The 25,929-nt window shown below is 47.6% G+C and carries 26 protein-coding genes; 12 read left to right on the forward strand and 14 right to left on the reverse strand.

Features of this window, described 5'->3' with window-relative positions:
• Positions 1-145 precede the first annotated feature (145 nt).
• Positions 146-808 (reverse strand): cytidine deaminase, encoded by a 663-nt coding sequence (gene cdd, locus AK963_RS12255; RefSeq protein ID WP_066015744.1) that lies wholly within the window; start codon positions 806-808, stop codon positions 146-148.
• 301 nt (positions 809-1,109) lie between these two features.
• On the opposite strand from cdd, the gene AK963_RS12260 reads away from it, so the two are divergent.
• A complete protein-coding gene (locus AK963_RS12260) occupies positions 1,110-2,099 on the forward strand; it encodes a hypothetical protein (RefSeq protein WP_066015745.1) in 990 nt (329 codons plus the stop codon).
• Positions 2,100-2,381: 282 nt separating this feature from the next.
• Positions 2,382-3,272, forward strand: coding sequence for a glutamate racemase (murI, locus tag AK963_RS12265; RefSeq protein WP_238593712.1), 891 nt, complete (start codon positions 2,382-2,384; stop codon positions 3,270-3,272).
• On the opposite strand, the gene AK963_RS12270 is transcribed toward murI, so the two are convergent.
• Together AK963_RS12270 and uvrD are read right to left on the reverse strand one after the other, a co-directional pair.
• Positions 3,248-4,369 carry a TRAP transporter substrate-binding protein gene (locus tag AK963_RS12270; RefSeq protein WP_066015746.1) on the reverse strand — a complete coding sequence of 374 codons (1,122 nt, stop codon included), beginning with the start codon at positions 4,367-4,369 and terminating at the stop codon, positions 3,248-3,250. The genes murI and AK963_RS12270 overlap by 25 nt on opposite strands.
• 297 nt (positions 4,370-4,666) lie before the next feature.
• Positions 4,667-6,832 carry a DNA helicase II gene (gene uvrD / locus AK963_RS12275; protein WP_066015747.1) on the reverse strand — a complete coding sequence of 722 codons (2,166 nt, stop codon included), beginning with the start codon at positions 6,830-6,832 and terminating at the stop codon, positions 4,667-4,669.
• Between the two features lie 379 nt (positions 6,833-7,211).
• Between uvrD and AK963_RS12280 the strand changes: the two genes are divergently transcribed.
• The 3 genes from AK963_RS12280 (at position 7,212) to znuA (ending at position 9,600) form a co-directional block, all read left to right on the forward strand.
• Positions 7,212-8,072, forward strand: a complete 861-nt coding sequence (locus AK963_RS12280; RefSeq protein ID WP_066015767.1) for a MurR/RpiR family transcriptional regulator — start codon at positions 7,212-7,214, stop codon at positions 8,070-8,072.
• Between the two features lie 115 nt (positions 8,073-8,187).
• Positions 8,188-8,364 carry a PA3496 family putative envelope integrity protein gene (locus tag AK963_RS33235; RefSeq protein ID WP_175404505.1) on the forward strand — a complete coding sequence of 59 codons (177 nt, stop codon included), beginning with the start codon at positions 8,188-8,190 and terminating at the stop codon, positions 8,362-8,364.
• Between the two features lie 294 nt (positions 8,365-8,658).
• On the forward strand, positions 8,659-9,600 hold the full coding sequence (znuA, locus tag AK963_RS12285) for a zinc ABC transporter substrate-binding protein ZnuA (protein WP_066015748.1): 942 nt from the start codon (positions 8,659-8,661) through the stop codon (positions 9,598-9,600).
• On the opposite strand, the gene AK963_RS12290 is transcribed toward znuA, so the two are convergent.
• Positions 9,593-9,877, reverse strand: a complete 285-nt coding sequence (locus AK963_RS12290) for a Lar family restriction alleviation protein (RefSeq protein ID WP_066015749.1) — start codon at positions 9,875-9,877, stop codon at positions 9,593-9,595. The two genes, znuA and AK963_RS12290, sit on opposite strands and share 8 nt — an antisense overlap.
• A gap of 123 nt (positions 9,878-10,000) precedes the next feature.
• Complete coding sequence (purU, locus tag AK963_RS12295) at positions 10,001-10,855, reverse strand: formyltetrahydrofolate deformylase (protein WP_066015750.1); 855 nt, start codon at positions 10,853-10,855, stop codon at positions 10,001-10,003.
• Positions 10,856-11,016: 161 nt separating this feature from the next.
• Between purU and def the strand changes: the two genes are divergently transcribed.
• Positions 11,017-11,628 carry a peptide deformylase gene (gene def / locus AK963_RS12300; protein WP_066015751.1) on the forward strand — a complete coding sequence of 204 codons (612 nt, stop codon included), beginning with the start codon at positions 11,017-11,019 and terminating at the stop codon, positions 11,626-11,628.
• An 84-nt stretch (positions 11,629-11,712) separates the two neighbouring features.
• Here the strand turns inward: def and AK963_RS12305 are convergent, their stop codons facing one another.
• Genes AK963_RS12305 through AK963_RS12320 form a run of 4 tightly spaced genes read right to left on the reverse strand, consistent with a single transcriptional unit; the run spans position 11,713 to position 13,852 of the window.
• Entirely contained in the window at positions 11,713-12,057 is a 345-nt protein-coding gene (locus AK963_RS12305; RefSeq protein WP_066015752.1) for a hypothetical protein, read from the reverse strand.
• A 43-nt stretch (positions 12,058-12,100) separates the two neighbouring features.
• A complete protein-coding gene (locus AK963_RS12310) occupies positions 12,101-12,676 on the reverse strand; it encodes a hypothetical protein (RefSeq protein ID WP_066015753.1) in 576 nt (191 codons plus the stop codon).
• Positions 12,666-13,280 carry an NUDIX domain-containing protein gene (locus tag AK963_RS12315; RefSeq protein WP_066015754.1) on the reverse strand — a complete coding sequence of 205 codons (615 nt, stop codon included), beginning with the start codon at positions 13,278-13,280 and terminating at the stop codon, positions 12,666-12,668. The genes AK963_RS12310 and AK963_RS12315 overlap by 11 nt, the downstream gene beginning before the upstream one ends.
• On the reverse strand, positions 13,277-13,852 hold the full coding sequence (locus AK963_RS12320) for an adenylyltransferase/cytidyltransferase family protein (protein ID WP_066015755.1): 576 nt from the start codon (positions 13,850-13,852) through the stop codon (positions 13,277-13,279). Before AK963_RS12320 ends, AK963_RS12315 begins: the two co-directional genes overlap by 4 nt.
• Before the next feature lie 596 nt (positions 13,853-14,448).
• On the opposite strand from AK963_RS12320, the gene AK963_RS33240 reads away from it, so the two are divergent.
• The gene (locus tag AK963_RS33240) at positions 14,449-15,003 is read left to right on the forward strand and encodes a hypothetical protein (protein ID WP_175404506.1); all 555 of its coding nucleotides are present in this window, start codon (positions 14,449-14,451) and stop codon (positions 15,001-15,003) included.
• A 31-nt stretch (positions 15,004-15,034) separates the two neighbouring features.
• On the opposite strand, the gene AK963_RS12330 is transcribed toward AK963_RS33240, so the two are convergent.
• The 3 genes from AK963_RS12330 to AK963_RS12345 all read right to left on the reverse strand — a co-directional run bounded on the left by AK963_RS12330 (position 15,035) and on the right by AK963_RS12345 (position 17,980).
• On the reverse strand, positions 15,035-15,913 hold the full coding sequence (locus tag AK963_RS12330) for an endonuclease/exonuclease/phosphatase family protein (RefSeq protein ID WP_083232608.1): 879 nt from the start codon (positions 15,911-15,913) through the stop codon (positions 15,035-15,037).
• Between the two features lie 325 nt (positions 15,914-16,238).
• On the reverse strand, positions 16,239-17,030 hold the full coding sequence (locus AK963_RS12335) for a thiol:disulfide interchange protein DsbA/DsbL (RefSeq protein ID WP_083232609.1): 792 nt from the start codon (positions 17,028-17,030) through the stop codon (positions 16,239-16,241).
• A gap of 344 nt (positions 17,031-17,374) precedes the next feature.
• A complete protein-coding gene (locus tag AK963_RS12345; RefSeq protein WP_066015758.1) occupies positions 17,375-17,980 on the reverse strand; it encodes a c-type cytochrome in 606 nt (201 codons plus the stop codon).
• A gap of 494 nt (positions 17,981-18,474) precedes the next feature.
• Between AK963_RS12345 and yihA the strand changes: the two genes are divergently transcribed.
• Positions 18,475-19,140, forward strand: a complete 666-nt coding sequence (gene yihA / locus AK963_RS12350) for a ribosome biogenesis GTP-binding protein YihA/YsxC (RefSeq protein WP_066015759.1) — start codon at positions 18,475-18,477, stop codon at positions 19,138-19,140.
• Between the two features lie 62 nt (positions 19,141-19,202).
• On the opposite strand, the gene malZ is transcribed toward yihA, so the two are convergent.
• A complete protein-coding gene (gene malZ, locus AK963_RS12355; protein ID WP_066015760.1) occupies positions 19,203-21,056 on the reverse strand; it encodes a maltodextrin glucosidase in 1,854 nt (617 codons plus the stop codon).
• Positions 21,057-21,175: 119 nt separating this feature from the next.
• On the reverse strand, positions 21,176-21,850 hold the full coding sequence (gene radC, locus AK963_RS12360; RefSeq protein ID WP_083232610.1) for a RadC family protein: 675 nt from the start codon (positions 21,848-21,850) through the stop codon (positions 21,176-21,178).
• Positions 21,851-21,983: 133 nt separating this feature from the next.
• On the opposite strand from radC, the gene coaBC reads away from it, so the two are divergent.
• From coaBC to slmA, 4 genes are all read left to right on the forward strand, one after another.
• Entirely contained in the window at positions 21,984-23,228 is a 1,245-nt protein-coding gene (gene coaBC / locus AK963_RS12365; RefSeq protein ID WP_066015762.1) for a bifunctional phosphopantothenoylcysteine decarboxylase/phosphopantothenate--cysteine ligase CoaBC, read from the forward strand.
• 17 nt (positions 23,229-23,245) lie between these two features.
• Positions 23,246-23,701, forward strand: a complete 456-nt coding sequence (gene dut / locus AK963_RS12370; RefSeq protein WP_066015763.1) for a dUTP diphosphatase — start codon at positions 23,246-23,248, stop codon at positions 23,699-23,701.
• 101 nt (positions 23,702-23,802) lie between these two features.
• Positions 23,803-24,705 (forward strand): acetylglutamate kinase, encoded by a 903-nt coding sequence (argB, locus tag AK963_RS12375; protein WP_066015764.1) that lies wholly within the window; start codon positions 23,803-23,805, stop codon positions 24,703-24,705.
• Between the two features lie 8 nt (positions 24,706-24,713).
• Entirely contained in the window at positions 24,714-25,304 is a 591-nt protein-coding gene (gene slmA, locus AK963_RS12380; RefSeq protein ID WP_066015765.1) for a nucleoid occlusion factor SlmA, read from the forward strand.
• The last annotated feature ends 625 nt before the right edge of the window (positions 25,305-25,929 follow it).

The following is a 25,929-nucleotide window of genomic DNA, read 5'->3' on the forward strand; positions in this document are numbered from 1 at the left end:
ACATTCACGATTATCATCTGCATGACGGGCAGCATGCTGAAAATCAACATCATTAAAACCTTCGGGTAGCTGTGGTCGACGAGACATCTGTTCTAGATAATGCATGGTAATGATGCCTAAGCATAGTGGGCGGCAGCTTAAGGATTTAGAAAATGCGATTGGTATAAGGCGCATAGCTCCTCTGGGCTGCTTCTGTTGCTGCATTGACCAGTTCATCTGCAGGAACCGGGCTTTCGAGTGAGAGCAGTGATGGACTCATCAGTCGAGTGCTTTGCTTCAGGTCTCCAGGACCAAAAGCATCTGGAAGGAGGCTTGAGATGCTGTATTGGCGCTGTTGATCACTGTCGAGCTGGCTGACCAGAATATCCATCTGGTCGATCTCATTGAGTTCGTTCATGAACTGGCGGCAGTGGCCACAGGGCGCTTCATTGACCATCAGGCGGCGCAGTCGGGTTTCTCCCTGGTGCCATGCGTTACTGATAGCAGCCTGCTCAGCGTGAATCGCCATTTTCAGTGGCTGCCCAGCCATCTCAAGGTTTGCACCAAGATAGATAGGTCCTTGCCCTTCTGAGCGAAAGCCTTCAACAATCGCACCCACGGAAAAATGTGAAATTGGGCAGGTGCTCATGGATGCTGCGAGAGGAAGCAGTGCTTTCAGAAGATTCTCTGATGACAGCGCCATCAACCCTTTAAGCTCATTCACTTGTTCTGGCTCAAGGCGGCCTTGCTGGTGAATCAATTGTTGCAGGATATCAGCAGTATTAACTGGGAACTGAGCCAGCTGATCCTGAAAAGCCCTGTGATTCATAGCGTTACTCCGGTAACAGGATTCAATGCTGTTTATGTACTATGGAAATGGGGTAATTTCCATTGCTCTTTTTTCAATTGAGGAAATAAGTTATTCCAGCTTGTTGACTGGGGTTCTCAGCAGCTAAGGATAACCTTACGGAAGGCAAATATGGCTTTCGTAAGGTTATTGACGAATGACTGAGAGTCAGTACGTATAGGGCTAGGAGGGATATAGGTTTGACAGTTGACTTACCAGTAAAAGAAGCGGAATCGTAATGTAGCTATGGTTAATTGAGGACTGACTAAAAAAGGATTTGATAATGAAACCCGACTCTAACAGACCGATTGTACATATTCCTGGAAATGGTCCAACACAAACCCCTGAGTCGGAAGGCGAATTTCCAGGACAATCCCTCAATATTGGCAAAGGGGGGAGTTGGAATGGGGTGATAATAAATGAGAGCCCCAGTCAGCAGCACATTCCGAGGGTCAGGGGGCTGGTTCAAAGTGATAAAAGCTGCTGGAAAATTACCAAGGCTCTCTCAGGGCTAGCCAGCAGTATCAATAACAGAATGAGTGGTCAGTTCGCCAGAGCCGCATATATCTCCAAGGCATTGAAGGAAAATGATGTCCAAGCTTTTACCAGTCACCTTGATGAGATGAGGGATGAAATAAAAGTGCATAATGAAAGATGTTTGAATAAAAATCAGGCGTCAGGGCTAAAGTCCTGGCAGGAACCTGTACAGAAACTTTCGGTCAACAATAAGCCCCTGCTTTTTGCCCTAGCTGAATCCGGTAGTCCTGAAATGATTACAGCACTGTGCACAGCCGATAAAATCGCTCCCAGAAGCTTCTATACACTCCCAGTGTTTCAGGATGACGACATGGGAAACTATATCACTGACAGTCTCCACAAGGGCGAGTTAAATAAGGCAGGTTGGTGGTGTTATTCAGGTACTCCTGTTCATTATGCATTAAGCTCTGGTAACTATGAAGCAGCAGAATCCTTTTTGAAACATGGAGCTACGCTCATTGGTTGTGAAGATGTCCTCAGAAAGATACCCCAGGATGCCAGAGATCAATTAAGCCAAGCCCTTTCGGCCCGAAAGGGAGAGCTTAAACAACAATTGAAGGGTAAGGAAGAGGTTATAAAACGTATGGAGGGCAAGCAGGAAGAGGCACAAATAGACAATGCTATCCAAGACCCTAAAACGGTCTACAGCAAAGATAGACTGGAACTCACAACACTCGGAGCATTGGCAATACAAGTTAATGAGGACCTTGAACTATTAAAGTCCCTGGCTGAATAACAGATGTTAGTTATACATATAATGGCCTAATCCTTCTTCCAGGGAGGAGTTACCTTTCGCTCCCATACTCCTCCCGCAGAGCTGTCCTAGTGTTGGTTGATTCGCTTGCAGAGTGGCATGTGACCAAAGATAATGCTTAATCTTTAGGTTGTCGTCTCAAAGACTTACTGTATCTTCATTAGTGGGGAGTAATGCTTATTGCGTCTTGAATGGTGGTTGGAAAAACTTCATCTCCCTATTGATTGTCAAAAACTGAGTAAACCGTTTTTGTGGAAGCTTCTTGTGAAAACAGCCGTGAATAAAAGGGTAAAACCAATCGTTATTTTTGATTCCGGTGTTGGCGGGCTCAGTATTTATGAGGAAATAAAGCAGGTTTTACCTTTCGCTCCGGTGGTTTACTGTTCTGATATCCATGGCTTTCCTTATGGACCCAAGCCTGAGGAGGAAGTGATTGAGCGAACCAGCCTTTGCCTTAATGCTCTGGCGGAACAGTTTGACCCCTCTCTTGCTGTCATTGCCTGTAATACGGCCAGTACGATCTCACTGCCCAGGGTACGTGAAGAATTGAATTTTCCTGTTGTTGGTGTGGTTCCGGCCATCAAGACGGCCAGTGAATACTCTGAAAAACGGTGCATTGGCCTTCTGGCGACACCTGGTACCATTGCCCGCAGTTATACGGATCAGCTGATCGATGACTTTGCCGGTGACTGTCATGTGATCCGAGTCGGTTCCAGCGAACTGGTGCAGATGGCTGAACAGTACCTTCGGGGTGATCCGGTTTCAGAGAAAGAACTGCGCAGGATTCTTGCTCCTTTTCTTGAGGGAGAACAGGTGCCAGATGCGGTAGTGCTTGGCTGTACACATTTCCCTCTGCTACGGGGCGCTTTACAACAGATCTCTTCAGACATTCATTGGATCGACTCAGGCTCTGCTATTGCCCGCAGGGTAGCGAGCCTATTGGAATCAACCGGTTTTGATGCTGATTCAGTGTCAAACGATATCTTTATGCACACTGGGCAGGATGAGCAGGTCAGTGCCCTGATTCCAGCTTTGGAAAATATGGGGTTTGTTGGAGTGAGACATTTGCGGATTGGGTCAAACACGATGTCGCCACCCTCACAGGGTGAGTGTAGCGACATGACTAACAATTACTCAAGAGAGCGCGCTTCGTAAAAAGCGACTTCTGAAATGCTGTGGTAAGCCTTGGACTGCTCACGGAATTCACTGAACGACTCATAAACCCGTCCAGCAACATCGCTGGTGGCTGCCACTTCCAGAGTGATCTCATCAGCCACTTTTTTCAGTTCAGCAAGCACATCATCTGGCAGGCGTTTTACTTTAACTCCATGTTCATTCACCAGCTGTTGAAGCGCCGCATTATTCCTCGCGGTGTATTCATCAATCATGTCCTGGTTTGCTGCACGGGCTGCCGTTTTTACAATGGCCTGCAGGTCTTCTGGCAGTTTATTCCACGCATCCAGGTTGATGGTGAATTCCATCATGCTGCCTGGCTCATGCCAGCCTGGATAGTAGTAGTAAGATGCAGCTTTATAGAAACCAAAAGCCAAGTCATTGTATGGGCCGACCCACTCAGTGGCATCAATAGCTCCGGTCTGAAGTGCAGTAAACAGCTCGCCACCGGGTATATTCACAGGCACACCGCCCAGACTCTTCAGCACTTCACCACCCATACCCGGGATGCGCATTTTCAGACCTTTCAGGTCATCCAGACTGTTGATCTCTTTGTTGAACCAGCCAGCCATCTGGACGCCACTGTTGCCACCAGCCATCGGTTTTACATTGAACGGCTTGTACACTTCATCCCAGAGAGCCTGGCCACCACCGTAGTGAATCCAGCTGCTGATTTCCTGGGCATTCAGACCAAATGGAACGGCAGTAAAGAACTGGGTAGCCGGATCCTTACCCTTCCAGTAATAAGCACCACTGTGACCCATATCAGCTGTGCCACTGGATACCGCATCAAATACTTCCAGTGGTGGAACCAGTTCACCGCCGCCATACACTTTGATGGTCAGGCGACCATTACTCATTTTATTAACGGACTCGGCAAAGCGCTCAGGGGCGGTACCCAGCCCCGGGAAATTTTTTGGCCAGGATGTAACCAGTTTCCATTCGATGGGTTTTTGAACTTCCGGCGCTGCTGACTCAGTACTGGAGGTTTGCTGCGGCTGTTCACCCTGCCCACAACCCACCAGTGCTGCAGTTGCGGCAGCGATCCCCAAAGAGGTCAATAAATTACGACGTTTCATGCAAGGACCCTGTTCTCTTGTTTTTAATCTTTTACCAATCGGATTCTCTAAATCCCTATTTCGTTGACAGCCTCAAGCGTAATACTGCGTTAAAGCTCCTCACCATAGCTAAGGCTATGACTCGTCACTTTGCCTTGTCTTACACTTCAGTCAGCCATGCTCATAACGGGTTTAGAAAATTTGATTGGTATTATTTATGCGGAACACGACAGAAGCATGGTAAGTGGATAGGGGGAAGCATACAAGCCTCCATTGATATGGAGGCTTTGGGTCTGGAGCCTTAAGTCTGACAGGCTCCTAGATTGGAGAAAGGTTGGCGTAGGCCATCATCAACCATTTAGCGCCTTCAGAATCAAAATTGACCTGAACCCGGGCCTGGTTGCCATCACCTTCGTAATTAATCACAACACCCTCACCAAACACGTTGTGATGGACGCGCTGGCCGAGTGAAAGACCATGATCGGGTGATGCCGGCGCCATGCGGGTGACTACAGGTCGGGTTATGGTACCACCAAGGCGAACCTCCTGAAGCAGCTCACCAGGAATCTCCCTGATAAATCGGGAAGGGCGATTCATGGTTTCACTACCATACAGTCGGCGACTTTCAGCGTACGTCAGATATAAGGTTTCCATGGCGCGGGTTATGCCCACATAACAAAGCCGGCGCTCTTCTTCGAGGTTGCCTTCATCCAGGGACATTTTATGGGGGAATAACCCCTCTTCCATGCCGGCCAGAAAGACCAGAGGAAACTCCAGGCCTTTTGCAGAGTGAAGTGTCATCATCTGCACGCTGTCCTGGAACTGATCTGCCTGATTGGTGCCCGCTTCCAGTGCTGCATGGGCCAGAAAGGCATCCAGAGGCGTCATGGCTTCGGTTTCTTCATCCAGGTCGAGCTCGTCCATATCAAACTGACGACAGGCATTAACCAGTTCCTCAAGGTTTTCCACCCGAGCCTGACCTTTTTCACCTTTTTCTTTACTGTGGTGATCAATCAGCCCACTCATGGTGACCACATGATCAGACAGTTCACCAAGATCCAGTGTTTCACCCGCATGACTCATGGACTCGATCAATTCCACAAATGCTGCCATGGATTTACCGGCCTTACCGCCGACTACGGATGATGCCACCAGGTTTTTCAGAGACTGCCAGAGTGAAATCCCCTGACTTCGGGCCGCCTCTCTGAGCTTTTCTACCGTTTTCTCTCCAATACCCCTGGTCGGAATATTGATAACCCGCTCCAGAGAAGTATCGTCGTTGGGAGAGCTGACAAGGCGGAGATAGGCCAGGGCGTTTTTGATTTCTGCCCGTTCAAAGAAGCGCTGTCCACCGTAAATTCGATAGGGGATTGCAGCCCTGAGCATCGCTTCTTCAAGTATACGGGACTGCGCATTGGACCGATAAAGGACGGCAATATCGCTGCGGACCATGCCTTTGGTGACCGCATCTTTAATCCGATCTGTAATAAATCGAGCTTCGTCCATTTCGTTAAAGCCAGCGTACAGATGTACTGGCTCGCCTTTATCGCCATCGGTGCGCAGCTCTTTTCCTAAACGGTCCGGGTTATTGGCAATAACGGCATTGGCGGCCTGAAGAATATTACCGGTAGAGCGATAGTTCTGTTCCAGTTTGATGGTCTGGGCATTCGGGAAGTCATGTGTGAACTGACGTATGTTTTCAATTCTGGCGCCTCGCCAACCATATATGGACTGATCATCATCACCAACGACCATCAGTTTGTCCTGGTCTCCAGCCAGCAGCCGTAGCCAGGCATATTGCACGGCGTTGGTATCCTGAAACTCATCCACAAGGATATAGCGGAAGCGCTCGCGGTAATGCTGGAGAATATCAGCTCGCTTCAGCAGCAGCTCATGCGCACGCAGTAACAGCTCCCCGAAGTCAACCACGCCGGCTTGCTCGCAGTACTCATGGTAGCGTCGATAAACATCAACCATGGTTCGCTCAAATGGGTCGTAACCGGGATCGATGTAATCAGGACGAAGCCCTTCATCTTTTTTGCTATTGATAAACCACTGGGCCTGACGTGGAGGCCATTTCTGTTCATCCAGCTGCATGGCTTTCATGATTCGTTTGAGTACGCGCAGCTGGTCATCACTGTCCAGAATCTGAAAGTTCTCAGGAAGTCCAGTTTCTTTCCAGTGCGCCCTGAGAAGACGATGGGAAAGGCCGTGGAAAGTCCCCACCCACATCCCTCTGGGGGCGATGCCCAGCAGCTCCTCAATACGTGAGCGCATCTCTGCTGCCGCCTTGTTGGTGAAGGTTACAGCCATCACTGAATAGGGTGACATGGCTTCAGCCTGAACCAGCCAGGCGATGCGATGAACCAGAACGCGGGTTTTACCGCTGCCAGCACCTGCCAGCACCAGCATAGAGCTAACGGGAGCAGCAACGGCACTGCGCTGTGCATCGTTCAGTGAATCAAGTATTGAGGTTACGTCCATAAGTAGCTAACCATATGAAGTCATATATTTCTGACTCCTTGTTCAGGTGATCTGCCTCGTTACAACTGCGGTCACATAGCTAAGGCTATGCTCTCTCCGTTGTGCCTTGCATAGCACCTGCCCAAGTAGCCAGAAATATTCGATTTCATATGGCCAGCTACTTAAGAGTCTTTCAGTCAGAATTCGATGCCCCTTTTGAGGGGGAGAGTAATTACCGGAATAGTGAGAGTTTAACGAAACTGCGTCATGAGGTCTTGCCTGTGTTATGGTTCATGTAGGCATAGATGCTAGTAATAAGTGCTCTTATTTCTATTCATTAGCACTTTGTCTGTTTATCCATGAGAACAACAATGAACGAATCAATGATGTTGAGCAGTTTATGTTAAGCAATGACCCGATTATCGAAGTGGGCAGGCAGTATGACAGTCTGAGACGTTCAGAGAAAAAAGTAGCTGACTGGGTACTCAATGAACCATCAAGTTGTATCAGCTTAAATATTGGACAGGTGGCTAAACAGGTTGGTGTCAGCGAGCCTACTGTCATGCGCTTTTGCAAGGCAATTGGTTGTAAAGGGTTTCAGGATTTCAAATTAAAACTTGCCCAGACTCTGGGTACAGCTTCTGCTCCCCGCTTTACCAGTATGAAGCTGGATCGGGATGATAATACTGAATCATTAAAGAACAAGGTCTTTGATTCGACAATTCAGGAGTTGATGCAGGTCAGGGACCGAATGGATATAGCCTGTCTGCAATCAGCAATTGAGGTATTGGTTGGTGCTCGACGAATAGAGTTTTTCGGGTTTGGTGCTTCTGCAGCGGTAGCGCGTGATGCCCGACATAAATTCATACGTTTGAAAGCGACAGCGGTTGCCTGTGCGGATCCGCATATCCAGCTGATCTCTGCTTCAACCATGACCCGTGACGATGTCGTTGTTGCGATTTCTCAAACTGGACGTTCAAAGGACTTGATCCACAGTGTAAAGCTTGCCAGAGAGCACGGAGCAACGATTATAGGCATCTGTCCAAATAGTACACCGTTAGCAGAGCTCTGCGATTTCCCGCTTGCGATAGCCGCTGAAGAAAATACGGATCTGTTTACACCATTGACGTCCAGAATTGTTCATCTGGTTGTGATTGACGTGCTCGCTGCAGGGGTCGCTATGCAGAAAGAACCAGAACTTGAATCACAGTTGAAAAGTATAAAAAAAGGGTTGAGGTCTCTTAGAGTTAAGGATTTGTAAGATTTATCTTACATTTTTATACGACATGAGTGGTTGTCGTATGACCAGTAATTTAATATTTTGGTAACCGTAATCAGGCATCATTTAATAACAAATACAAGAAGAGGATGCTGTTATGGGAAAAGGTAAGAAAGCCGAAAAAGAGTTCATTTTGGATGAGCACCTGATCCGTCCTGAACTTGAGCAGAAAGGTTCCAAGCGTTCCCTGCAAATCCGAAGAGCACTTGAGGACAGAGAAGAAGACAAGCGACTCAGTGCCATTTTTGGCGATGACTACTGGGGAGGCATCTAATCACTTCAAATGTATACGAGCCTTTGCTTACTCCTCGGTGAGGGTTCGTATCAAAATACTCCATTCCATCCCACCATTTACTGAATGAGTTTTAGCAACTGCATTTTTTTTATCTGATTTTCAGCCTTTCACGATCAATCACTATTCCCGACTCTTCTCTCTAATTTATTTATAAGTATTACTATGGTTCAGAAAAAAACTGACTGAGATCTTGGTTCTGAACTATGAATGTGGGGGATCCTTTTTTAGATTAAAGTGTTATATTATAACACTTCAAAAAAGAGCGGGTTTTGTATGCAGTTTGTCCCTGTTAAACAGTTGCTGATAGCAGTATTGCTAATGGCTGTCAGCTTCTTCGCAAGTGCTGAGCCACCAAAGGTTCTGGCCAGTATCAAGCCCTTGCAGCTGATTGCCCAGGCGGTCACAGAGGGGGTGACTGATACCGATGTTTTGCTGCCTCCAGGAAGCTCTCCTCATAGTCATAGCCTTAAGCCTTCTGATGCCCGTAAGTTGAGAAGTGCTGATGTCATTTTTTGGGTAGGCCCGGCAATGGAGTCTTTTCTTCCCAAAATGTTGACCTCTACAAAGGGGGCAAAAGCAGTATCCATGATGGATATTCAAGGGATTCGACTGCGCAGCAGTGAAGAGGATGAGCATCATATCCATGAGCACGGAGAGCACCATGATCATGGTGACTATGACCCTCATATCTGGTTGAGTACAGATAATGCAAGAGTGATTGCCAGAGAGATGGCTCGTGTGCTGATTTCTGTGGATAAGGAAAACCAAACACTTTATCAAAATAATCTTGAGCAGTTTTTGATGAGTATGGATCAAACGGATGCGCGGAACTGTGAAAAAATTGAGCAGTCAGGTAAGACGCCGTTTTTTGTATTTCATAATGCTTATGGATACCTTCAGGAGCAGTATGGTTTGGAGGTTGCTGGCTATTTTACGAAGAATCCAGAGCTGCAGCCTGGTGCCCGTCATCTGGTAAGTTTAAAAGGACAGCTTGATAAGGCTGGTGCAACCTGTATTTTCAGGGAACCACAGTTTCAACCAGCTTATATAGAACGACTGACTGAGGGGCTTTCGGTAAGAGTTGGCGTGCTCGATCCATTAGCAGAAAATATTAAGTCCGGGCCTGGAAGTTATGCTAGGTTTATCAACCAGCTTGTGGATAACATAACCAGTTGCATTCAGGGTACGGTGAAGAAAAATGATAAACTCAGCTGATTAGACTGATACCCATCAGATTCCCAAGCAGCAGACTGATGATAATTGACACTGGCAGCAGTGCTGCCAGCAATGTTACCCACATTTTCAGGTTTGCGTATTCCTGACGACGATTCCAGCGTGTTGCTGTATATCTTTTATCTTCATCCATCTCTGTGGATAAACCACAACCACTGCAGCTGACCTGCCACATTTTAACTCTTCGACTGCCTTTGCCAATGATGAGATCTGCAAATATGGCTTTGCCCCGGCAACAGGGGCAGGATTGTAATTTCATGGCTCTTCCCTGAGCGATATTTATATCATGGATGGGTTATACCCTGTGTATTCATAGCTTATTCACAGACTTTAATAGCTTATCCACAGAATGGCTGCAGTCGCTTACTCTTTCCTGTAAGAACTATCCTAGAATAATGGTCTTGCTACCATCAATAATAACCCTGTCTTCGATGTGATACCTTAATCCACGCGCCAGTACACTTTTCTCAACATCCTTACCTAACCGAACCATATCTTCTGGAAGGTGGTGATGCCCTACCCTGATGACATCCTGTTCGATAATAGGACCCGCATCGAGTATTTCTGTGACGTAGTGGCAGGTGGCACCTACCAGCTTAACCCCGCGCTCATAGGCTTGATGATAGGGTTTGGCGCCCACAAAGGAAGGTAAAAAGCTGTGATGTATATTAATGACGCGACCTGAATACAGTTCACACAGTTGCGGAGGCAAAATTTGCATGTAACGTGCAAGTACTACCGTATCAACACTGTATTCTTCAAGAAGTGATGTCATTTTTTCAAAGGCAGGTGCCTTATCATCTTTATCCACAGGTACATGATGATAGGGAATACCATGCCATTCTACATAGCTTCTTAAATCTTCATGATTGGAGATAACACAGGGGATTTCCATTTTCAGGTCGCCACTGCGCCAACGATAAAGCAGGTCAGACAGGCAGTGGGCCTCTTTACTGGCCAGAAGGGCAACACGCGGAGGAATACCTGAGTCGTTGATGCGCCAATCTAGGCTGAGCTTTTCAGCAATGGGCGTGAAATACTCTTTAAATTCGCCCACAGAGAAAGGCAGGCTTTCTGCTTTGATCTCATTGCGCATGTAAAAGCGTCCGGTCACAGGGTCGGAGTGATGATTGGCTTCAACAATCCAGCCACCGTGTTTGGCGATAAAGTCGCTGACGGTGGCTACGATGCCAGTAGAGTCCGGGCAGGATACAAGTAAACGATAAGTTCTGGTCATGATGCTTAAAAAACGTAAATTAATGGTCAATTATAAGTATTTGGCGCTATGAAATCATATTTTGCTTAATGCTGATCAGTGCTCAGGTTGAATTTTCACAGGTTTCTGAGGTCATTAAGTTACACTGATTGATCATAAATAGATGTGGAGTGGTCCTTTTAATGATGCGTTTGTCTGATAGCCCGGATCTGGTCATCATGGGTGATTCCCTGCTTTTTCAGCAACATCAACAAGTAAATGTTGATGACATCCTCACTGAAGACTTTCAGTACAACCTTAGTACTCTCCGTAAAAAGCAAATCGAGGCAAATGGTATTGGTATTGCGGCTCCTCAGATTGGCTGGGGTGTAAGGGTGTTGTGCATAGGAATATCGGAAGAGACTAAATCACGTTATCCCAGCGTGCCAGATATTCCATTTTCATTCTGGATCAATCCTCAGATTATAGAAGTCAGTAATGAAACCTGCTGGACATGGGAGGGGTGTTTGTCAGTTCCAGGTATCAGAGGATGGGTGAACAGGCCGGCAAACTTGAAGGTAAGAGGCTTTGATGATCAAGGAAACATCATTGAGGCAACTCTGGATGGGTTTGCAGCCAGGGTGATGCTACATGAAATTGATCATCTGGATGGGGTCTTATTTCCAGAAAGAATTGATGAAACCAAGCTAATGGTTCCTAATGTATCAATGGAGACACAGAGCTGCTGGCCTGAGAACTGGCCAACAAAAAATGCTCGAATGACACTACCGGGAACGATTTCGGCGGAAAGATAGCCATGATGACCATGGGTAGAGCTTCCAACCTGTTCAGGCCTGGGGTTAAGAATACACGTGGAACACAATGCTACAGGTATTCAATTAAAAGATGGTGTTATCACCGTCTTCGAGTAGCCGTGTAGTATCAGCCTTACTTCTAAGGCTTTCACGATACCTGCGGCGAGAGAGAAGCTTTGCCTGAACGACATCAGGAAACTCGGTGAACTGAATGATCTGCTTATCAATTAACAGATCAATCACGTCTTCAAGAACACGAATGAAGTCAGCATCGGAAGACTCCATAATATCTGTGCTGATTTCCGGATTATTTTGCAGAAAGAGCTTCAGGCTTTCGTCATCCATCTCAGCCTGTTCCCACTCATTTGAAAGTGGGTTATTTGAAACGGCACATACCTGATTGTTGTCATCCCTGAGTACGTAGAGCATATCCTTTCTCTCGAGTCTAATGAATCATTACATCCGTCTGATATTATTTTGGCGTTTGAACTGGCATCGCTGCAACAAGGTCAGTAATGAGCTTTCGGCTGACGTCATAAGCGGCTTCACCTGGGCGCCCTTCACTAAAACCATTGATGCTCCAGATTACCTCACCAGAGGCAATGTGGATGATTTTCAGCTGCAATGCGGTTGAAAAACGGTTTTGTTCATCATATTGCCACTCAAGAACCTCTCCCAGTATCGAAAGGGTAATTTTTTTACTCTTGGCCCAGAGTTGAGCCTGCTCCAGCTCGTAAATATCGGAGATATAGCTGGGAGTGGTTATTGTTTCCGGCCTTTTATACACGGTAGTGTTGGTTACTCCCACCGAAGCCAGCTGAACTTGCAGAATACGTCTGAGCTGAACGGCTTCTTCATCAGGAACCTCGGTATGGTTTATGAATGGCAGCATTGCCAGATGAGCATTGCTGGGGATTCCATCGTGATACTCTCTGGATACTTTGCTGGCAAAAATCTGGCATCCCGTCAGAGTCGCTGAAAGCAGACTCAGGAGAAAGATTAAGGCAAACCGTCGTTGGAGCCAGCTTGGGAAGATTTTATTTTTCATGTTGGCGTAACTCATGATGATGCAGCTTGAGCCATTGCAGCGCAATGACCGCTGGAGCGTTGGCAATCCTTCCATCTTCCACCATATCATAAGCTTCCGGGAAGGGAAGAACATGAACTCTGATATCCTCACCTTCATCGGTAACGCCAAAAATACCGCCAGCATCCGTGGCATCCACCAAGCCACAGAAAAGCCTTAGTTTTTCGTTACTTGCACCGGGACTGACATAGAAATCAGATACCGGCATTAATGAGGTAATCTTATAACCGGTTTCTTCCTCTACTTCACGAAGGGCAACTTCTTCCAGCGTTTCTCCAGGCTCGCTGATGCCGGCAACCACTTCCAGCAACCAGGGATCATCGTTGCTCAAAAAAGGCCCCATGCGGAATTGCTCGACCAGAACCACCTGGTCATGAGCCGGGTCAAATAAAATGACGCCGACAGAGGGAGGCCTTACGGTAGCTTCACGGATCAGGGGGCGACTGACTCCCCCTTTAAAGAGTCCATGAGTAATCGTGTATTTAAAGAGCTTCAGAAAGCCTGAATAAACGTTTGCCTCTTCCTGAACCTGTACATCTTTGGCATCAAGACCTGAAAGCTTCATAGGTTCCCTGTCTGGTATAAATTGTTATTCATAATAAAAGCCTGAACAGAAGGTAGCAGCATATTCAACCCCTGCTGAAGATCATCGGCTACTTTTGAGGATTCAAGAATTTTGCGGACATCACTGCTTCGGATGGCAACCCGTTCAATGGCGGTAAAGATAGGCCACTTTTCCTCAATTTCCTTCGATTTATAAAATCGACTCCAGGTTTCAGGCCTTGCATTATCCGGCCCCCTGATGAAAGAAACATCAGCTTTGCCTTTGTATTTACTGGTTAAGGCTTCCATAAGGTCATATGTGTATACCGGCTTGCCAGGGTTCTGTTCCAGCAGTTCTGCCTCCAGGTTACAAACCTCTAAAGAGCAACCAGCATCTGCTTCATCAATAAAGCATTGCAGCATTTGCAGACGAAGGCTGAATGGCAGGGGCTTCTTGTCGAAAGCATGAAACGCACTGGGGACAAGCAGGATGTGATCATGGCAGATAGCAGCCTGCCGTAAAACATCTAAATGTCCAAGTGTCGGGGGGTCAAATGCTGAGCCGAAAACTCCCAGCTTCATGTGGCTCATCATTCAGTCTCCATATCTGATTTTCTCCGGATGTAATGGTCTGTTGTTAGCGAAAATAAAGCCAGCCACACCAACAAAAGATTGCCTCATTATATCGATTTTATAAGGTCTGCCGAGGGTGACTAAAAGGTTGGTTTATTCCGAAGCTGGTAAGGATGCACTACGTATGAGGCGAGGTTTTTTTACTGATAGGCAAATAATTTGTGTCAGGTAATATGCTCCGTCTGGAATGACTCCCTGTCACTGAAACAGTGATGGCTTTTTTTCGAGGCCCGATATCTCCCTCCTTACTTCCCCCTTGATATCGGGCCTTTTTTCTTAATGAGATTTTATAACCACTGCCATCATTTATCGCATAAAAACTGGCAGGTCATGATTTGTGAGATATTTGTAAAATCATCAGCTATAGTAATTTTTTTAATTACTGTATTCAGGTGATGTGAATGAATTGTTTGCCGAAAAACCTACCCCTTTATCTTAACCCACCTCCTTTTCCTGACAATTGTGATTGTACACTTGTATGTGAGGAAGACGGTGCTAATAGTGGTATCGGATATTCCTGTGAAGGCCCATTTCCTATATGTGATGAGCTGGGTAGTATGTACTGCACATTTCGTGAGTCAGGGGGGGCGGATTGTATTACAACGGCTGCTGCCACTACTACGGCTGCTGCCACTACTACGGCTGCTGCCACTACTACGGCTGCTGCCACTACTACGGCTGCTGCCACTACTACGGCTGCTGCCACTACTACGGCTGCTGCCACTACTACGGCTGCTGCCACTACTACGGCTGCTGCCACTACTACGGCTGCTGCCACTACTACGGCTGCTGCCACTACTACGGCTGCTGCCACTACTGCTCCGACCGTAGGATCTTTTGGTATCTATCAGGTTGTGGCATATACCTTGGGAGGAGTTGGTGCTATAGGATTAGCATATATCTCAGGGTGTGCTGTTCATGGACTAATTCATCAAAAATCGTGTTCAGAACTACCAGGACATGTAGTTGATGTAACCAGAAGTATTTGGCAGAGATGCACATCTCCGATTCGTAATTTTTGCTCCAGCAATAACATGCCAGAGAGGAGTCAGGAGCAAATTGAAATGAACAGAGAAGTTACCAGACCTCTTAACCCGGAAGTTTATGCTTGAGGAAATCTGTTTTTGATTTTGGTATGGCCATCTATTTGCGATAGTTAATAACTGGATCAGGAATTTGAATCTCAACTGACACCGGCAGATGGTCCGTGATGGGAATGTTCATAACGCCGAATCGATTAACAATCAGGGAAGGGCTGATCAGGATATGATCCAGAGAGCGCTTTGGCTGCCAGCTGGGAAAGGTATTTTGTCCCCAGTGTGCTGCATGAAGGGATGTATCTTTCAGAGGTGAGTCATTGAGTAACTGATCTGCATGGGTATTCATATCACCCATCAGCACTACATGCTGATTGTGTTGCACAACATCCCGGATATAGGAGAGCTGGATATCCCTGGCCCTTTTGCTCAGCGCCAGATGCATCATCACCACGGTAAGAGGCTCCTCAGGGTTGCCAAAGCGGGCGACAATTGCACCTCGCCCGGGAATCAGTCCGGGCAGTTTGTGGTCTTCCAGCGATACGGGTTCAAACCGGCTGAGCAAGCCATTACTGTGTTGTGCCAGCTTGCCAAGGTTTCTGTTGATCTGGTGATACCAGTAGGGGAAGTGCCCTTTCAGAGCCAGGTATTCTGTCTGGTTGATAAAGCTACTTCGAATACTTCCTCCGTCAGCTTCCTGCAGGGCAACCAGATCAAAGTCAGGAAGAACACTGGCAATCCGGTCAAGGGTAGTCAGGCGATTAGCGTGAGGAAGAATATGCTGCCAGCTGCGGGTCAGATAATGCCGGTATTGCTGAGTATTAATGCCTACCTGAATATTAAAGCTGAGCAGGTTGAGAGTACTTTTGTTTAGCTGACAGGGTGTTTCTCCCTGTGTCGACTGGTGGATATGCCCGGAACGGTACTGACAACGCTGCCGGTGTAAGCGTCGACGAATGGCACCTGTAAGAGTTCGAATGGGCATTGTGACCTACCGCAAAAGTGAGTACGGGAACCGATGGACAGATATTACAGGCCTTTTATTCAACTTCCTTCAAAGAATTATCAATTATTTACAAAATAAAGCGGTTAAAAATCCAAACATTTGACCTTTAACCTCTTCTGCCAGGAGCCTTTCGGACTTAATCGATCGTAGCGAGAAAAAGTCCGGTTTGAGCCCATTTTTATGCTGATTTGAGGCGAATAGTGGTTCTATTCAACGAAGAGCAGCATAAAAAATGGCCAAATCCGGCTTTTTCGCAGTAGGTCAGTGTTAAGTCCGACAGGCTTCTGGTGGCTTGTGGTCGGCACTAACCTTTTCTATCCTGTTTGACTTTCCGAATCAGGTAGTCAGCAATAACCGGCATATTACCCAGTGATCCCGCCAGTCCGGGCTCAACCACATATCGACCATCGATAACGATGGCGGGTACACCAGACAGCTCATAGCCTTTAAGTTTAGAGAAGGCTTTCTGAAGCTGATTGTTCACCCCGAAACCCTTGAACTCTTTATTAAAGGCACCGGGCTCAACACCAAACTCCCGATTTAGAAACTCGGCCATCTGCTCACTGTCCTTGAGCTGGTTTCGGCGGTTCTGTATTTCACTGAAGATACCAGCATGAACCTTCTCTTCCAGCCCCATATTTCGGACAGTATAGTAAAGCCGGGCGTGGGTCTGCCAAAGGTTAGGGCCGAAGAAACCAGGCGTTCGAGTGAACTCAACATCTGCAGGCAAGGTTTCTTGCCACTGTTCAATCTTTGGCTCAAGTGCATAACAGTGGGGGCACCCGTACCAGAAAATGGAAACAACCTCGACCTTCTCCGGTTTGGCATCCGTTTTTACCGGATTGGGTAACACTCGATAGTGCTGGCCTGGCTGAAACAGTTGGGGTGAGCTGGACTGAGTGATGACTTGAGGTGACGTTGATGAGTTATCACTGTTTGCTGAGCGCTTGGTCGTGCTGGTTTGCGCTACAGGTGTATTTTGAGCAACAGTCGCTTCCTTACTGTTTTGAGCAACATTGAACAGATATCCAGCTGCGACCAGGGCAATTCCCAGGAATACAGCAATACCTAGTATACCCTTCGTTTTTTTTGTCATTGGGGAACCCTCTGTTTTTCATTGTTATTAAGTAACTAACCATATGGAATCATACATTTCTGACTCCTTGTTCAGGCACTCTGTCGCGTTACAACTCCGGTCACGTAGCTAAGGCTATGCTCCCTCCATTGTGCCTTGCATAGTCTCTGCCCAAGTAGCCTGAAATATGCGATTCCATCTGGTCAGCTACTTAAGGATATGGCGTTTTATTGGAGACACATTACGTCAGCATCTGACGAAAAGGAAGTCTGATCAGGTCGGCTGGTCAGGATGTTTTTACAAGGGGAGTATCACAGAAGCCTGTCTGAAACAGGCTTCTGTAGATTATCAGGAAGGAGAAACGGTTAACGAAGACCGCTGATGTAGTGGGAAACGGCTTCGATTTCTTTATTGCTCATCTTCTCAGCAATCGTTCTCATGATTTTGGTGTCGCCGTCATTGGTTCGATCACCTTCACGAAGATCCCGAAGCTGCTTAGCAGTGTAATCTGCTTTCTGGCCCGCCAGTGAGGGGAATCCCGCAAGGAAGTTACCCTTACCGGTTGGAGAATGACAGCTGGAGCAGGCAGGAATGCCTTTCTTGGCATCTCCACCGCGATAGAGAGCTTCACCCACTGAGACATACTTTGCGTCTGTTGCTCCCTGTGGAGCAGGCTGGCTGGCGTAGAAAGCGGCAAGATCAGCAATATCCTGCTTGGTTAGAGCGCTGACAAAGGGCATCATCTCTGGAACAGAGCGCTCACCGTCTTTGATTTCAGTGATCTGCTTAATCAGGTAACGCTCCCCCTGACCAGCGAGATTCGGCCAGTTTGGAGCAGGGCTGACCCCTGTTGCGCCATGACAGGCAGCGCAGGTAGTCGCTTTGCTCTTGCCTGCAGCTGCATCCCCTTTGGCAAAGGCTACGCCCGTTACCCCCAAAGAAATTACCAGAGTGAGAATGACTTTTTTCATTACCTGACCCAGTTACGGCGTTTGCCTCAAATGGCTGTTATTATTCATCAGACCTGACAGCTTTTATTATTTAGAGGCTGTCCGAGAGTAGACTGCCCTACTGCGGTAGCAGCAAATTGGTCTAAAAACTCCGTTTTGTTCGGCAAATAGAACCACTATTCACCTCACAAAACAGAATTTCTATCCTCAATTTTCTGCCATCCTCGCTACGGGCGTTATTCTTAGACAGCCTCTTAGCGAAACAGCTCCATGCAGAGATTCGCGTCTGCTTTCTGGCTGCTTCAGCATCAGGTGACATGACGGCATGTGCCTTGAACGACGATAGTATAAACTACTCAACCGGCAACCGGTACAGGCAGAGCTATATCGATCAGCTGGAAGCGATAACCTAGCGTCCTTTATCTGATTTCTTTTACGTGATTTATTAAGCCCGGTGCTTATTAATTCAAGGCTCACTGGAAATCAGCAAAGCTTACTGGAATAGATGAAATCCCATGAGTGATACCAGATCTTCATTAAATTACCGCAAGGCCTCTTTTTACAAGAGTGCGGCCAAGCTGAGCCAGTGTCCGGAGAATGAAGGTCGTGAAGTGGCCTTTGCAGGTCGCTCTAATGCAGGAAAGTCCAGTGCATTGAATGCGCTGACCGGTTCCAACAAGCTGGCTCGAACCAGTAAGACACCAGGCAGAACCCAGCTCATCAACTTCTTTGAGGTGCAGGAAGGGGTCTTTCTGGTCGATCTTCCAGGCTATGGTTATGCCAAAGTGCCTGAAGCCATGAAGAAAGAGTGGCAGCATCACATGACCGATTACCTGGAGCGCCGTGAGGCGTTAGTTGGTCTGGTGTTGTTGATGGACATTCGTCATCCGATGAAAGAGTTTGATCAGATGATGCTTAATTGGAGTGTGAGCGCTAACTTACCTTTGCATATCCTGCTCACCAAGGCTGATAAGCTGAAACAGGGAGCTGCCAAGCAGGTGTTGAATGCGCTTAGAAAGGATTTGTCCCGATTCCCGCAGGTGAGCGTTCAGTTATTCTCTTCGCTTAAGAAAAGCGGTGTTGATCAGCTCTCTATGAAACTGGATGAGTGGTTCCTTGCTCCTGAGCCTGATGATATTTATGACGATCAGGAAGATGACTACATTGAGTCTGATGATTAAGTTTTACTGCTGAGCATGGAAGACTGTCCTCCGTATTGTGGAGGACACCTCATTCATCAGGATCAAGCCTGAACCAAAATCTCTCCCGATTTGGCCAGTATGGTCAGATTAAGGATGCCATCTGAAGCATCAATGCCCTCTCCTTTTTTTATCAGTAATGAAAAACACCCTTGCTCGAGCCCCATCTGCCAAATGGGTATAGAGAGCGCTGCAGGCGTTAATCCACGGTTTATTGCACAGATTACCCGCTCATTATCAAGGCTGCGGGCAAAGGCGATAACATCCTCTTCTGCATAAAGCCACTGAATACGGCCTGACTGCAAAGCTGAAGACTGGTTACGCAGGGAGGTCAGCTGCTTAATAAAGTCCACCATGTCCTGCCGGGAATCCAGGCGCTCCCATGGGAAACAGCGGCGATTATCCGGGTCATGCCCCCCTTCCAGAGCGACTTCGGTGCCATAATAGATGCAGGGCACACCGGCCCAGCAGAACAGAAATATCAAAGCACAGCGTAAAGTGGCCTCATCACCGTTAACCATGGTCAGAAAACGCATAGTGTCGTGGCTATCCAGCTGGTTAAGTTGACTCAGCTGATTACGCCAGGGAATCTTTGCCGCCGCATCCATCAGCCATTGGGCAAATTCATCTGCCTCAATACGACAGGGATCGAAGGCAATATCCAAGCCGGCAAAGAAAGCCCGAACGGGGTGGGCAAAACCGTAATAATTCATTGCCCCGTCTTCCTGATCACCTTGCAGCCATGGAGTCGCTTCGAAAAAGTGCTCACCCAGCACATAGCACCGTGGATTCTCGGCTTTTGCTGATGCCCGAAATGCCCTGACGTAATGAGCATTGTTGGTCGCGCCCTCACCTTCTCCCAGCATATGGATAACATCGAAGCGCCAGCCATCGATACAATATGGTTGTTTCAGCCAGTGCCGAATAACCGAGTCGTCACCAGCGTAAAAGTAATCACGGACTTCAGGGTTCAGAAAATTCAGTTTTGGCAGGGTGTGGATACCATTCCAGCCAATGTAGTTTTCGGAGTCACCATCAAACTGGTAATAGTCCCGAAAGGGAGATTTGGGATTTTGCCAGGCACCCTGACCATCACCCTGCTGATGAAAACGATCAAACCATGGATGGTCAAGAGAGGTGTGATTGAAAACTGCATCCAGCACAATCTTCATACCTCGCTGATGCAGATCGTTCACCAACTCAGCAAATTCCTCATTGGTGCCAAGGTGTGGGTCAATATTGAGGTAGTCTGTGGTGTCGTACTTGTGATTACTGGGGGCTGCAAAGATTGGGTTCAGATAGAGCGTTGTGACACCCAGAGACTGGAGGTAGTCGAGCTTGTCACGGATACCTTTGAGATCGCCACCAAAGAACTCACTGGCGCCATCTTTTCCATGCTCTGAGACAGACGTTCCCCATGGTTTGGCTACCGTTGGCTTTTCCTCACCCAGCAGACAGTATTCATTGGAGGTGACACTGATTGCCGGGTTGGCGTTAGCAAAACGGTCGGGAAAAATCTGATAGAAAACCTGGTGTTTTACCCACTCGGGTGGCTGATATTCCGAGTTGTATCGGAACAGCTTTTCCTGACCAGGCATACGTTTAGATATACCTGCTCCGTGGAGCCACCACTGATGCTCTGTGGTTATAGCTTTAAAGCAATAGACCGTTGTTGCTTTATCCCGGTTCATTGGAATGGTGGCTTTCCAGGTTGTTAGGCGGCCAGCGTCTTGAGATCGCTCCATTGGAATGAGACGTTCCTCATTGTCTGGTTCGCAGCGGACATACAACGCTTCAGTCAGGAAACCGGACTCGACAGCCAGGTAAACCGTGAGTGTAGTTGTAGAAGGGATAACCCAGTTGTGATCCTGCCCATGGTACATAAATGGTGCTTTCATACGACAATTCACCAACCAGAGTGGCTCTATGGTATTAACCAATTGCCACTGCTTCAGAGGAAATCGATGTGGTTACGGCAGATAGTTTAAAGGAGAAAAAATGGAAAATTTATCTGACGCTAAACCAGCCCATGTTCAGCCATGGATAGTATCTCTCCCTGTCCCACAATCATATGATCCAGCACTTGAATGTCCACGAGTTGCAGCGCTTCTTTTAAGCGTTGAGTAATACGAATGTCAGCTTGACTGGGCTCAGGATCCCCTGACGGGTGGTTGTGACAGAGAATCAGTGAAGCCGCATTCAGAGCCAGAGCCTGCTTCACAACTTCCCTGGGATGAACTGTGGCTGCGTTCAGGGTGCCCTGAAAGAGCGTTTCAAGTGCAATCACCCGATGCCGGGTATCCAGAAAAAGGCAGGCAAATTGCTCCCGCTGAAGACCCTGAAAGTGAAGCTGCAGATATTCCCGGGTTGATTCCGGGCTGGAGATAATGTCTGAGTTCGCTACTTTTTCGCGAAGTACTCTTCGACAAAGCTCCAAAGTGGCACTGAGCTGAGTGGCTTTAGCAGGGCCAAGGCCTTTAATAGACATCAGTTGCTGTTGGCGGGTTGTCAGCAGTTTTTCAAGTCCACCAAACTGTTCAAGCAGGTGACTGGCCAGTGCCATCACATTCATTCCCTGACAGCCAGTTCTTAGCAGCAGTGCCAGTAGCTCCGCTTCAGTCAGTGCTGAAGGGCCCATAGCCAGTATCTTTTCTCTAGGAAGCAAATGATGACTCCAGTCTTGTGCTCTTATGGTAGTTATCCCGCCAGCTATTCACTGATATGATGGAAGAGATTTATGGTGAGTAGCTCATGGTTTTTTGCGCGATTCATGACTGCTCAGACAAAGAATTGCTGGTTTAATTCCCTGAGGAAATTTGCAACCTATGCAACAGCTAAGCAACAAACGCATTGTTCTTGGTGTTACCGGAGGCATTGCCGCCTATAAGAGTGCAGAGCTGATTCGTCTGCTGACCAAGCTGGGGGCTGATGTCCGTGTGGTTATGACCAGTGCTGCCTGTGAGTTTATTACGCCGTTAACGTTGCAGGCTCTGTCTCACAACCCAGTTCATCTGGATTTACTGGATACCAAGGCTGAAGCGGCCATGGGACATATTGAACTGGCACGCTGGGCGGATGTGGTTCTGGTTGCTCCTGCTACTGCTGACTTTATTGCACGACTGGCTGGTGGGCATGCAGATGACCTGTTAACCACTCTGTGCCTGGCCACCAGTGCGCCTATTTGCCTGGCGCCTGCCATGAACCAGGGCATGTGGCGTGACAGTGTGACCCAGCAGAACTGCGAAGAGTTGCTGGAGCGGAATATCAGCTTGTTTGGCCCAAGTGACGGCAGTCAGGCCTGCGGTGATATCGGGCCGGGCAGAATGCTGGATCCTGAGCTGATTGTGGAGAAAACATCGGAGCTGTTTACCCATGATATTCTTACTGGGTTGAATGTCTTGATCACTGCTGGCGGTACCCGCGAAGACATTGATCCGGTTCGTTATATTTCCAACCACAGCTCCGGAAAAATGGGTTTCGCCATTGCTGAAGCGGCGGTTGCATCGGGGGCAACGGTTACTCTGGTCAGTGGTCCAGTGAACTTGGACACACCGGATCGGGTCAAGCGGGTGGATGTGGTCAGTGCCAGAGATATGCATCAGGCAGTTCACGACCAGATAGAAGGGGTTGATATCTTTATCGGCTGTGCGGCTGTCAGCGACTACCGCCCATCAGAGGTAGCGAAAGAAAAAATCAAAAAAGACCCTGACAATGGCAGTGAAACCCTTGAGATTAAACTGGTACGCAACCCCGATATTATTGCGTCGGTCACCGGTCTGGATACACCTCCCTTTGTGGTTGGTTTTGCCGCAGAAACTCACAATGTGCTGGGGTACGCCGCAGACAAGATGCGACGGAAGAAGATGAATCTGGTGGTGGCCAATGATGTGGGTGACCGGGATATTGGGTTCAGCAGTGACAGCAATGAAGTGACTGTCATCGGCGAAGAGCTGGAAGAGCCATTACCAAGAGCATCAAAAAAAGTGGTGTCGCGCAAGCTGCTGCAAATTGTTGCCCGCCGTTTCAGAAAATGGAAAAGCCTCCAGTCCACTACTGACGCTAATGAATGAACAGGGAATTAAGCCACATGAAAACACTGAAGACTCGTATTCTGGATCCACGGCTGGGCACAGAGTTTCCACTGCCAGAATATGCAACTGAAGGCTCTGCGGGTATTGATCTCCGGGCCTGCCTGGATGAACCGGTGATGCTGGATCCGGGTCAAACCCAGCTACTGCCTACCGGAATGGCAATACATATTGAAGATCCGTCCCTGGCGGCTATGATTCTTCCTCGCTCTGGTCTGGGTCATAAGCATGGCATTGTTCTGGGCAACCTTGTTGGACTGATCGACTCTGACTACCAGGGGCAGCTGATGGTTTCCTGCTGGAACCGTGGAAATACGACATTTACTGTTCAGCCAGGTGAGCGGATTGCCCAGTTAATTCTGGTTCCTGTGGTTCAGGCTCGACTGGAAATTGTGGAAAGTTTTGAAGAAAGTGATCGTGGTGCTGGAGGTTTTGGACACTCTGGAACCCACTGACTTCTTTTTTGTACGAAAGGCATGGCTACATAGGTCGTGCCTGCACCAATAAAAAATAACTAACATCATGCTCAGTCAGTAAGAGCACTGCAGGAGGAGTAATGGATAAGCCTGCTTTATCCTCTCAGGAAATTGCAACGGTTCTGACCGAGGCCCTGCCCTATTTGCAACGTTATGCTGGTAAAACCGTCGTCGTTAAATATGGTGGCAATGCCATGGAAAACGATGAATTGAAAAACAGCTTTGCTCAAGGTGTAGTCTTGCTGAAGGCCGTTGGGATTAATCCTGTGGTTGTCCATGGTGGAGGTCCACAAATTGGTGACATGCTGAAACGCCTGAATATCGAAAGCCGGTTTGTACAGGGAATGAGGGTTACCGATTCCAATACGATGGATGTCGTACAGATGGTACTGGGTGGACTGGTGAATAAGGAGATAGTGACACTCATCAATAATAATGGTGGGCGGGCTATTGGTGTTACCGGTAAGGATGGTCGGTTTATTCGTGCCAAACGGTTGATGGTGACAGAGATGACGCCGGAAATGACAGCGAGGGAGATTATTGATATTGGTCAGGTGGGTGAAGTGGAATCCATCGATACTGACATTATCACCATGCTGCAGAACTCCGACTTTATTCCGGTCGTTGCCCCTATTGGGGTGGATGATGCAGGTGCCTCCTACAATATCAACGCAGATCTTGTCGCAGGACGACTGGCTGAGGAGCTGGTGGCGGAAAAACTCCTGTTGCTAACCAATACTGCAGGCCTGTTGGATAAGGATGGAAACCTGTTAACCGGGCTGAATTCAGAGCAGGTTGAAGCATTAATTGCTGATGGAACTATTTATGGCGGTATGCTTCCCAAGATACAATGCGCGCTTAATGCCGTGAAGTGCGGTGTAAAAACAGCGCACATCATTGACGGCCGGGTGCCACATGCCGTTCTGCTTGAACTGTTGACTGACCGGGGAGTGGGCACCCTGATAACCGGAGATAGTGTTTAGTACTCATAATGGATATGTCTCAGAAAATTTCTCGCAAGCAGCAGATTCTGGAAGCCCTGGCTCATATGCTGGAGACGGCTCCGGGTACCCGGATTACCACATCGGCCCTGGCCAAAGCTGTGGGTGTCTCAGAAGCGGCCCTGTACCGTCACTTCCCAAGCAAGGCTAAAATGTTTGAAGGGCTGATCGAGTTCATTGAGGAGACTCTGTTTACACGGATCTCACTGATTCTCTCAGAAGAGCCCCATGTGGCTGCACGATGTGAAAAAATCCTGCTGTTGCTGATTGGCTTCTGTGAAAAAAACCCGGGTTTAACTCGTATCCTGACCGGAGATGCGCTGGCCGGAGAGACTGAGCGCCTGCGCCAGCGTGTTACTCAGCTGTTTGATCGTCTTGAGACACAACTCAAGCAGACATTGCGTGAAGCAGAAATCAAGGAGGGCGTGAGAACCCGAATGACCGTCAGCGTAACAGCAAATCTTATGCTGGCTTCTGCTGAAGGTCGGATCGCCCAGTATGTTCGTAGTGAGTTTAAGCGCAAGCCAATTGAGAACTGGGCTGATCAGTGGATGATGCTATCTGAAACGATATTTCGTTAATTGAGAGTAGATACACAGAAGGTCGCTGGAGTCCTAAGAAGCCAGATTACTTAATCAGGCTTCTCGATTTATTAAATAACTCATGACTGCAACTGTTATTAGGAAATCAGTAAAGTTGTCAGGTTGAATATGAACTACTTATCGACTTCCTTTACAAGTCCGGTATTCGCAAATTTCTTAATAGCATCCAGAAAAGTACTCTTAGCAACCCTGTTCATCTCGCAATCGTAAAAACCATCACTGTAGGCGATATCGATAACCAGTATGTTTTTAGGTATATCATAAAATCGTCTAGAGGTTGACTGTTGAGGAAGCGCGTGTCGGCTCACAACGTGCCATACGAGAGCTATGGCAGGCTCACTATCAGAAACTGTGCTAAGTACTCTTTTATAACCGGTGGTCAATAGGTTTGGGTGACCACCGTAAAATGAGGATATTTGAAAAAATGGCTTCGGGAAGTGATCAACATCAAACATATCAGGAGTTAGTTTTTCTTGAGGGAATGTAATTTAAATTGTGTAAACGCTTGTCGTTAATACTCCAAAATGGAGAATAACAATGAGCGTTGAAATCAACGAAAAACTGGTAGATCAAATAGCCAGTCAGATTAAAACTCAGGATGATC

It is taken from the genome of Endozoicomonas atrinae (assembly GCF_001647025.1).
GTDB lineage: Bacteria > Pseudomonadota > Gammaproteobacteria > Pseudomonadales > Endozoicomonadaceae > Endozoicomonas > Endozoicomonas atrinae.

Coding starts and splice junctions, on each gene's coding strand:
- uvrD (WP_066015747.1), bottom strand. CDS start 6,832: ATGGACGTAACCTCAATACTTGATTCACTGAACGATGCACAGCGCAGT.
- AK963_RS12270 (WP_066015746.1), bottom strand. CDS start 4,369: ATGAAACGTCGTAATTTATTGACCTCTTTGGGGATCGCTGCCGCAACT.
- AK963_RS12320 (WP_066015755.1), bottom strand. CDS start 13,852: ATGATGAGCCACATGAAGCTGGGAGTTTTCGGCTCAGCATTTGACCCC.
- AK963_RS33240 (WP_175404506.1), top strand. CDS start 14,449: ATGTACTGCACATTTCGTGAGTCAGGGGGGGCGGATTGTATTACAACG.
- slmA (WP_066015765.1), top strand. CDS start 24,714: ATGGATATGTCTCAGAAAATTTCTCGCAAGCAGCAGATTCTGGAAGCC.
- AK963_RS12305 (WP_066015752.1), bottom strand. CDS start 12,057: ATGCTCTACGTACTCAGGGATGACAACAATCAGGTATGTGCCGTTTCA.
- argB (WP_066015764.1), top strand. CDS start 23,803: ATGGATAAGCCTGCTTTATCCTCTCAGGAAATTGCAACGGTTCTGACC.
- coaBC (WP_066015762.1), top strand. CDS start 21,984: ATGCAACAGCTAAGCAACAAACGCATTGTTCTTGGTGTTACCGGAGGC.
- AK963_RS12260 (WP_066015745.1), top strand. CDS start 1,110: ATGAAACCCGACTCTAACAGACCGATTGTACATATTCCTGGAAATGGT.
- AK963_RS12315 (WP_066015754.1), bottom strand. CDS start 13,280: ATGAAGCTTTCAGGTCTTGATGCCAAAGATGTACAGGTTCAGGAAGAG.
- malZ (WP_066015760.1), bottom strand. CDS start 21,056: ATGAAAGCACCATTTATGTACCATGGGCAGGATCACAACTGGGTTATC.
- znuA (WP_066015748.1), top strand. CDS start 8,659: ATGCAGTTTGTCCCTGTTAAACAGTTGCTGATAGCAGTATTGCTAATG.
- AK963_RS12310 (WP_066015753.1), bottom strand. CDS start 12,676: ATGAAAAATAAAATCTTCCCAAGCTGGCTCCAACGACGGTTTGCCTTA.
- yihA (WP_066015759.1), top strand. CDS start 18,475: ATGAGTGATACCAGATCTTCATTAAATTACCGCAAGGCCTCTTTTTAC.
- AK963_RS12345 (WP_066015758.1), bottom strand. CDS start 17,980: ATGAAAAAAGTCATTCTCACTCTGGTAATTTCTTTGGGGGTAACGGGC.
- AK963_RS12290 (WP_066015749.1), bottom strand. CDS start 9,877: ATGAAATTACAATCCTGCCCCTGTTGCCGGGGCAAAGCCATATTTGCA.
- dut (WP_066015763.1), top strand. CDS start 23,246: ATGAAAACACTGAAGACTCGTATTCTGGATCCACGGCTGGGCACAGAG.
- purU (WP_066015750.1), bottom strand. CDS start 10,855: ATGACCAGAACTTATCGTTTACTTGTATCCTGCCCGGACTCTACTGGC.
- AK963_RS12330 (WP_083232608.1), bottom strand. CDS start 15,913: ATGCCCATTCGAACTCTTACAGGTGCCATTCGTCGACGCTTACACCGG.
- AK963_RS12335 (WP_083232609.1), bottom strand. CDS start 17,030: ATGACAAAAAAAACGAAGGGTATACTAGGTATTGCTGTATTCCTGGGA.
- def (WP_066015751.1), top strand. CDS start 11,017: ATGATGCGTTTGTCTGATAGCCCGGATCTGGTCATCATGGGTGATTCC.
- AK963_RS33235 (WP_175404505.1), top strand. CDS start 8,188: ATGGGAAAAGGTAAGAAAGCCGAAAAAGAGTTCATTTTGGATGAGCAC.
- cdd (WP_066015744.1), bottom strand. CDS start 808: ATGAATCACAGGGCTTTTCAGGATCAGCTGGCTCAGTTCCCAGTTAAT.
- AK963_RS12280 (WP_066015767.1), top strand. CDS start 7,212: ATGTTAAGCAATGACCCGATTATCGAAGTGGGCAGGCAGTATGACAGT.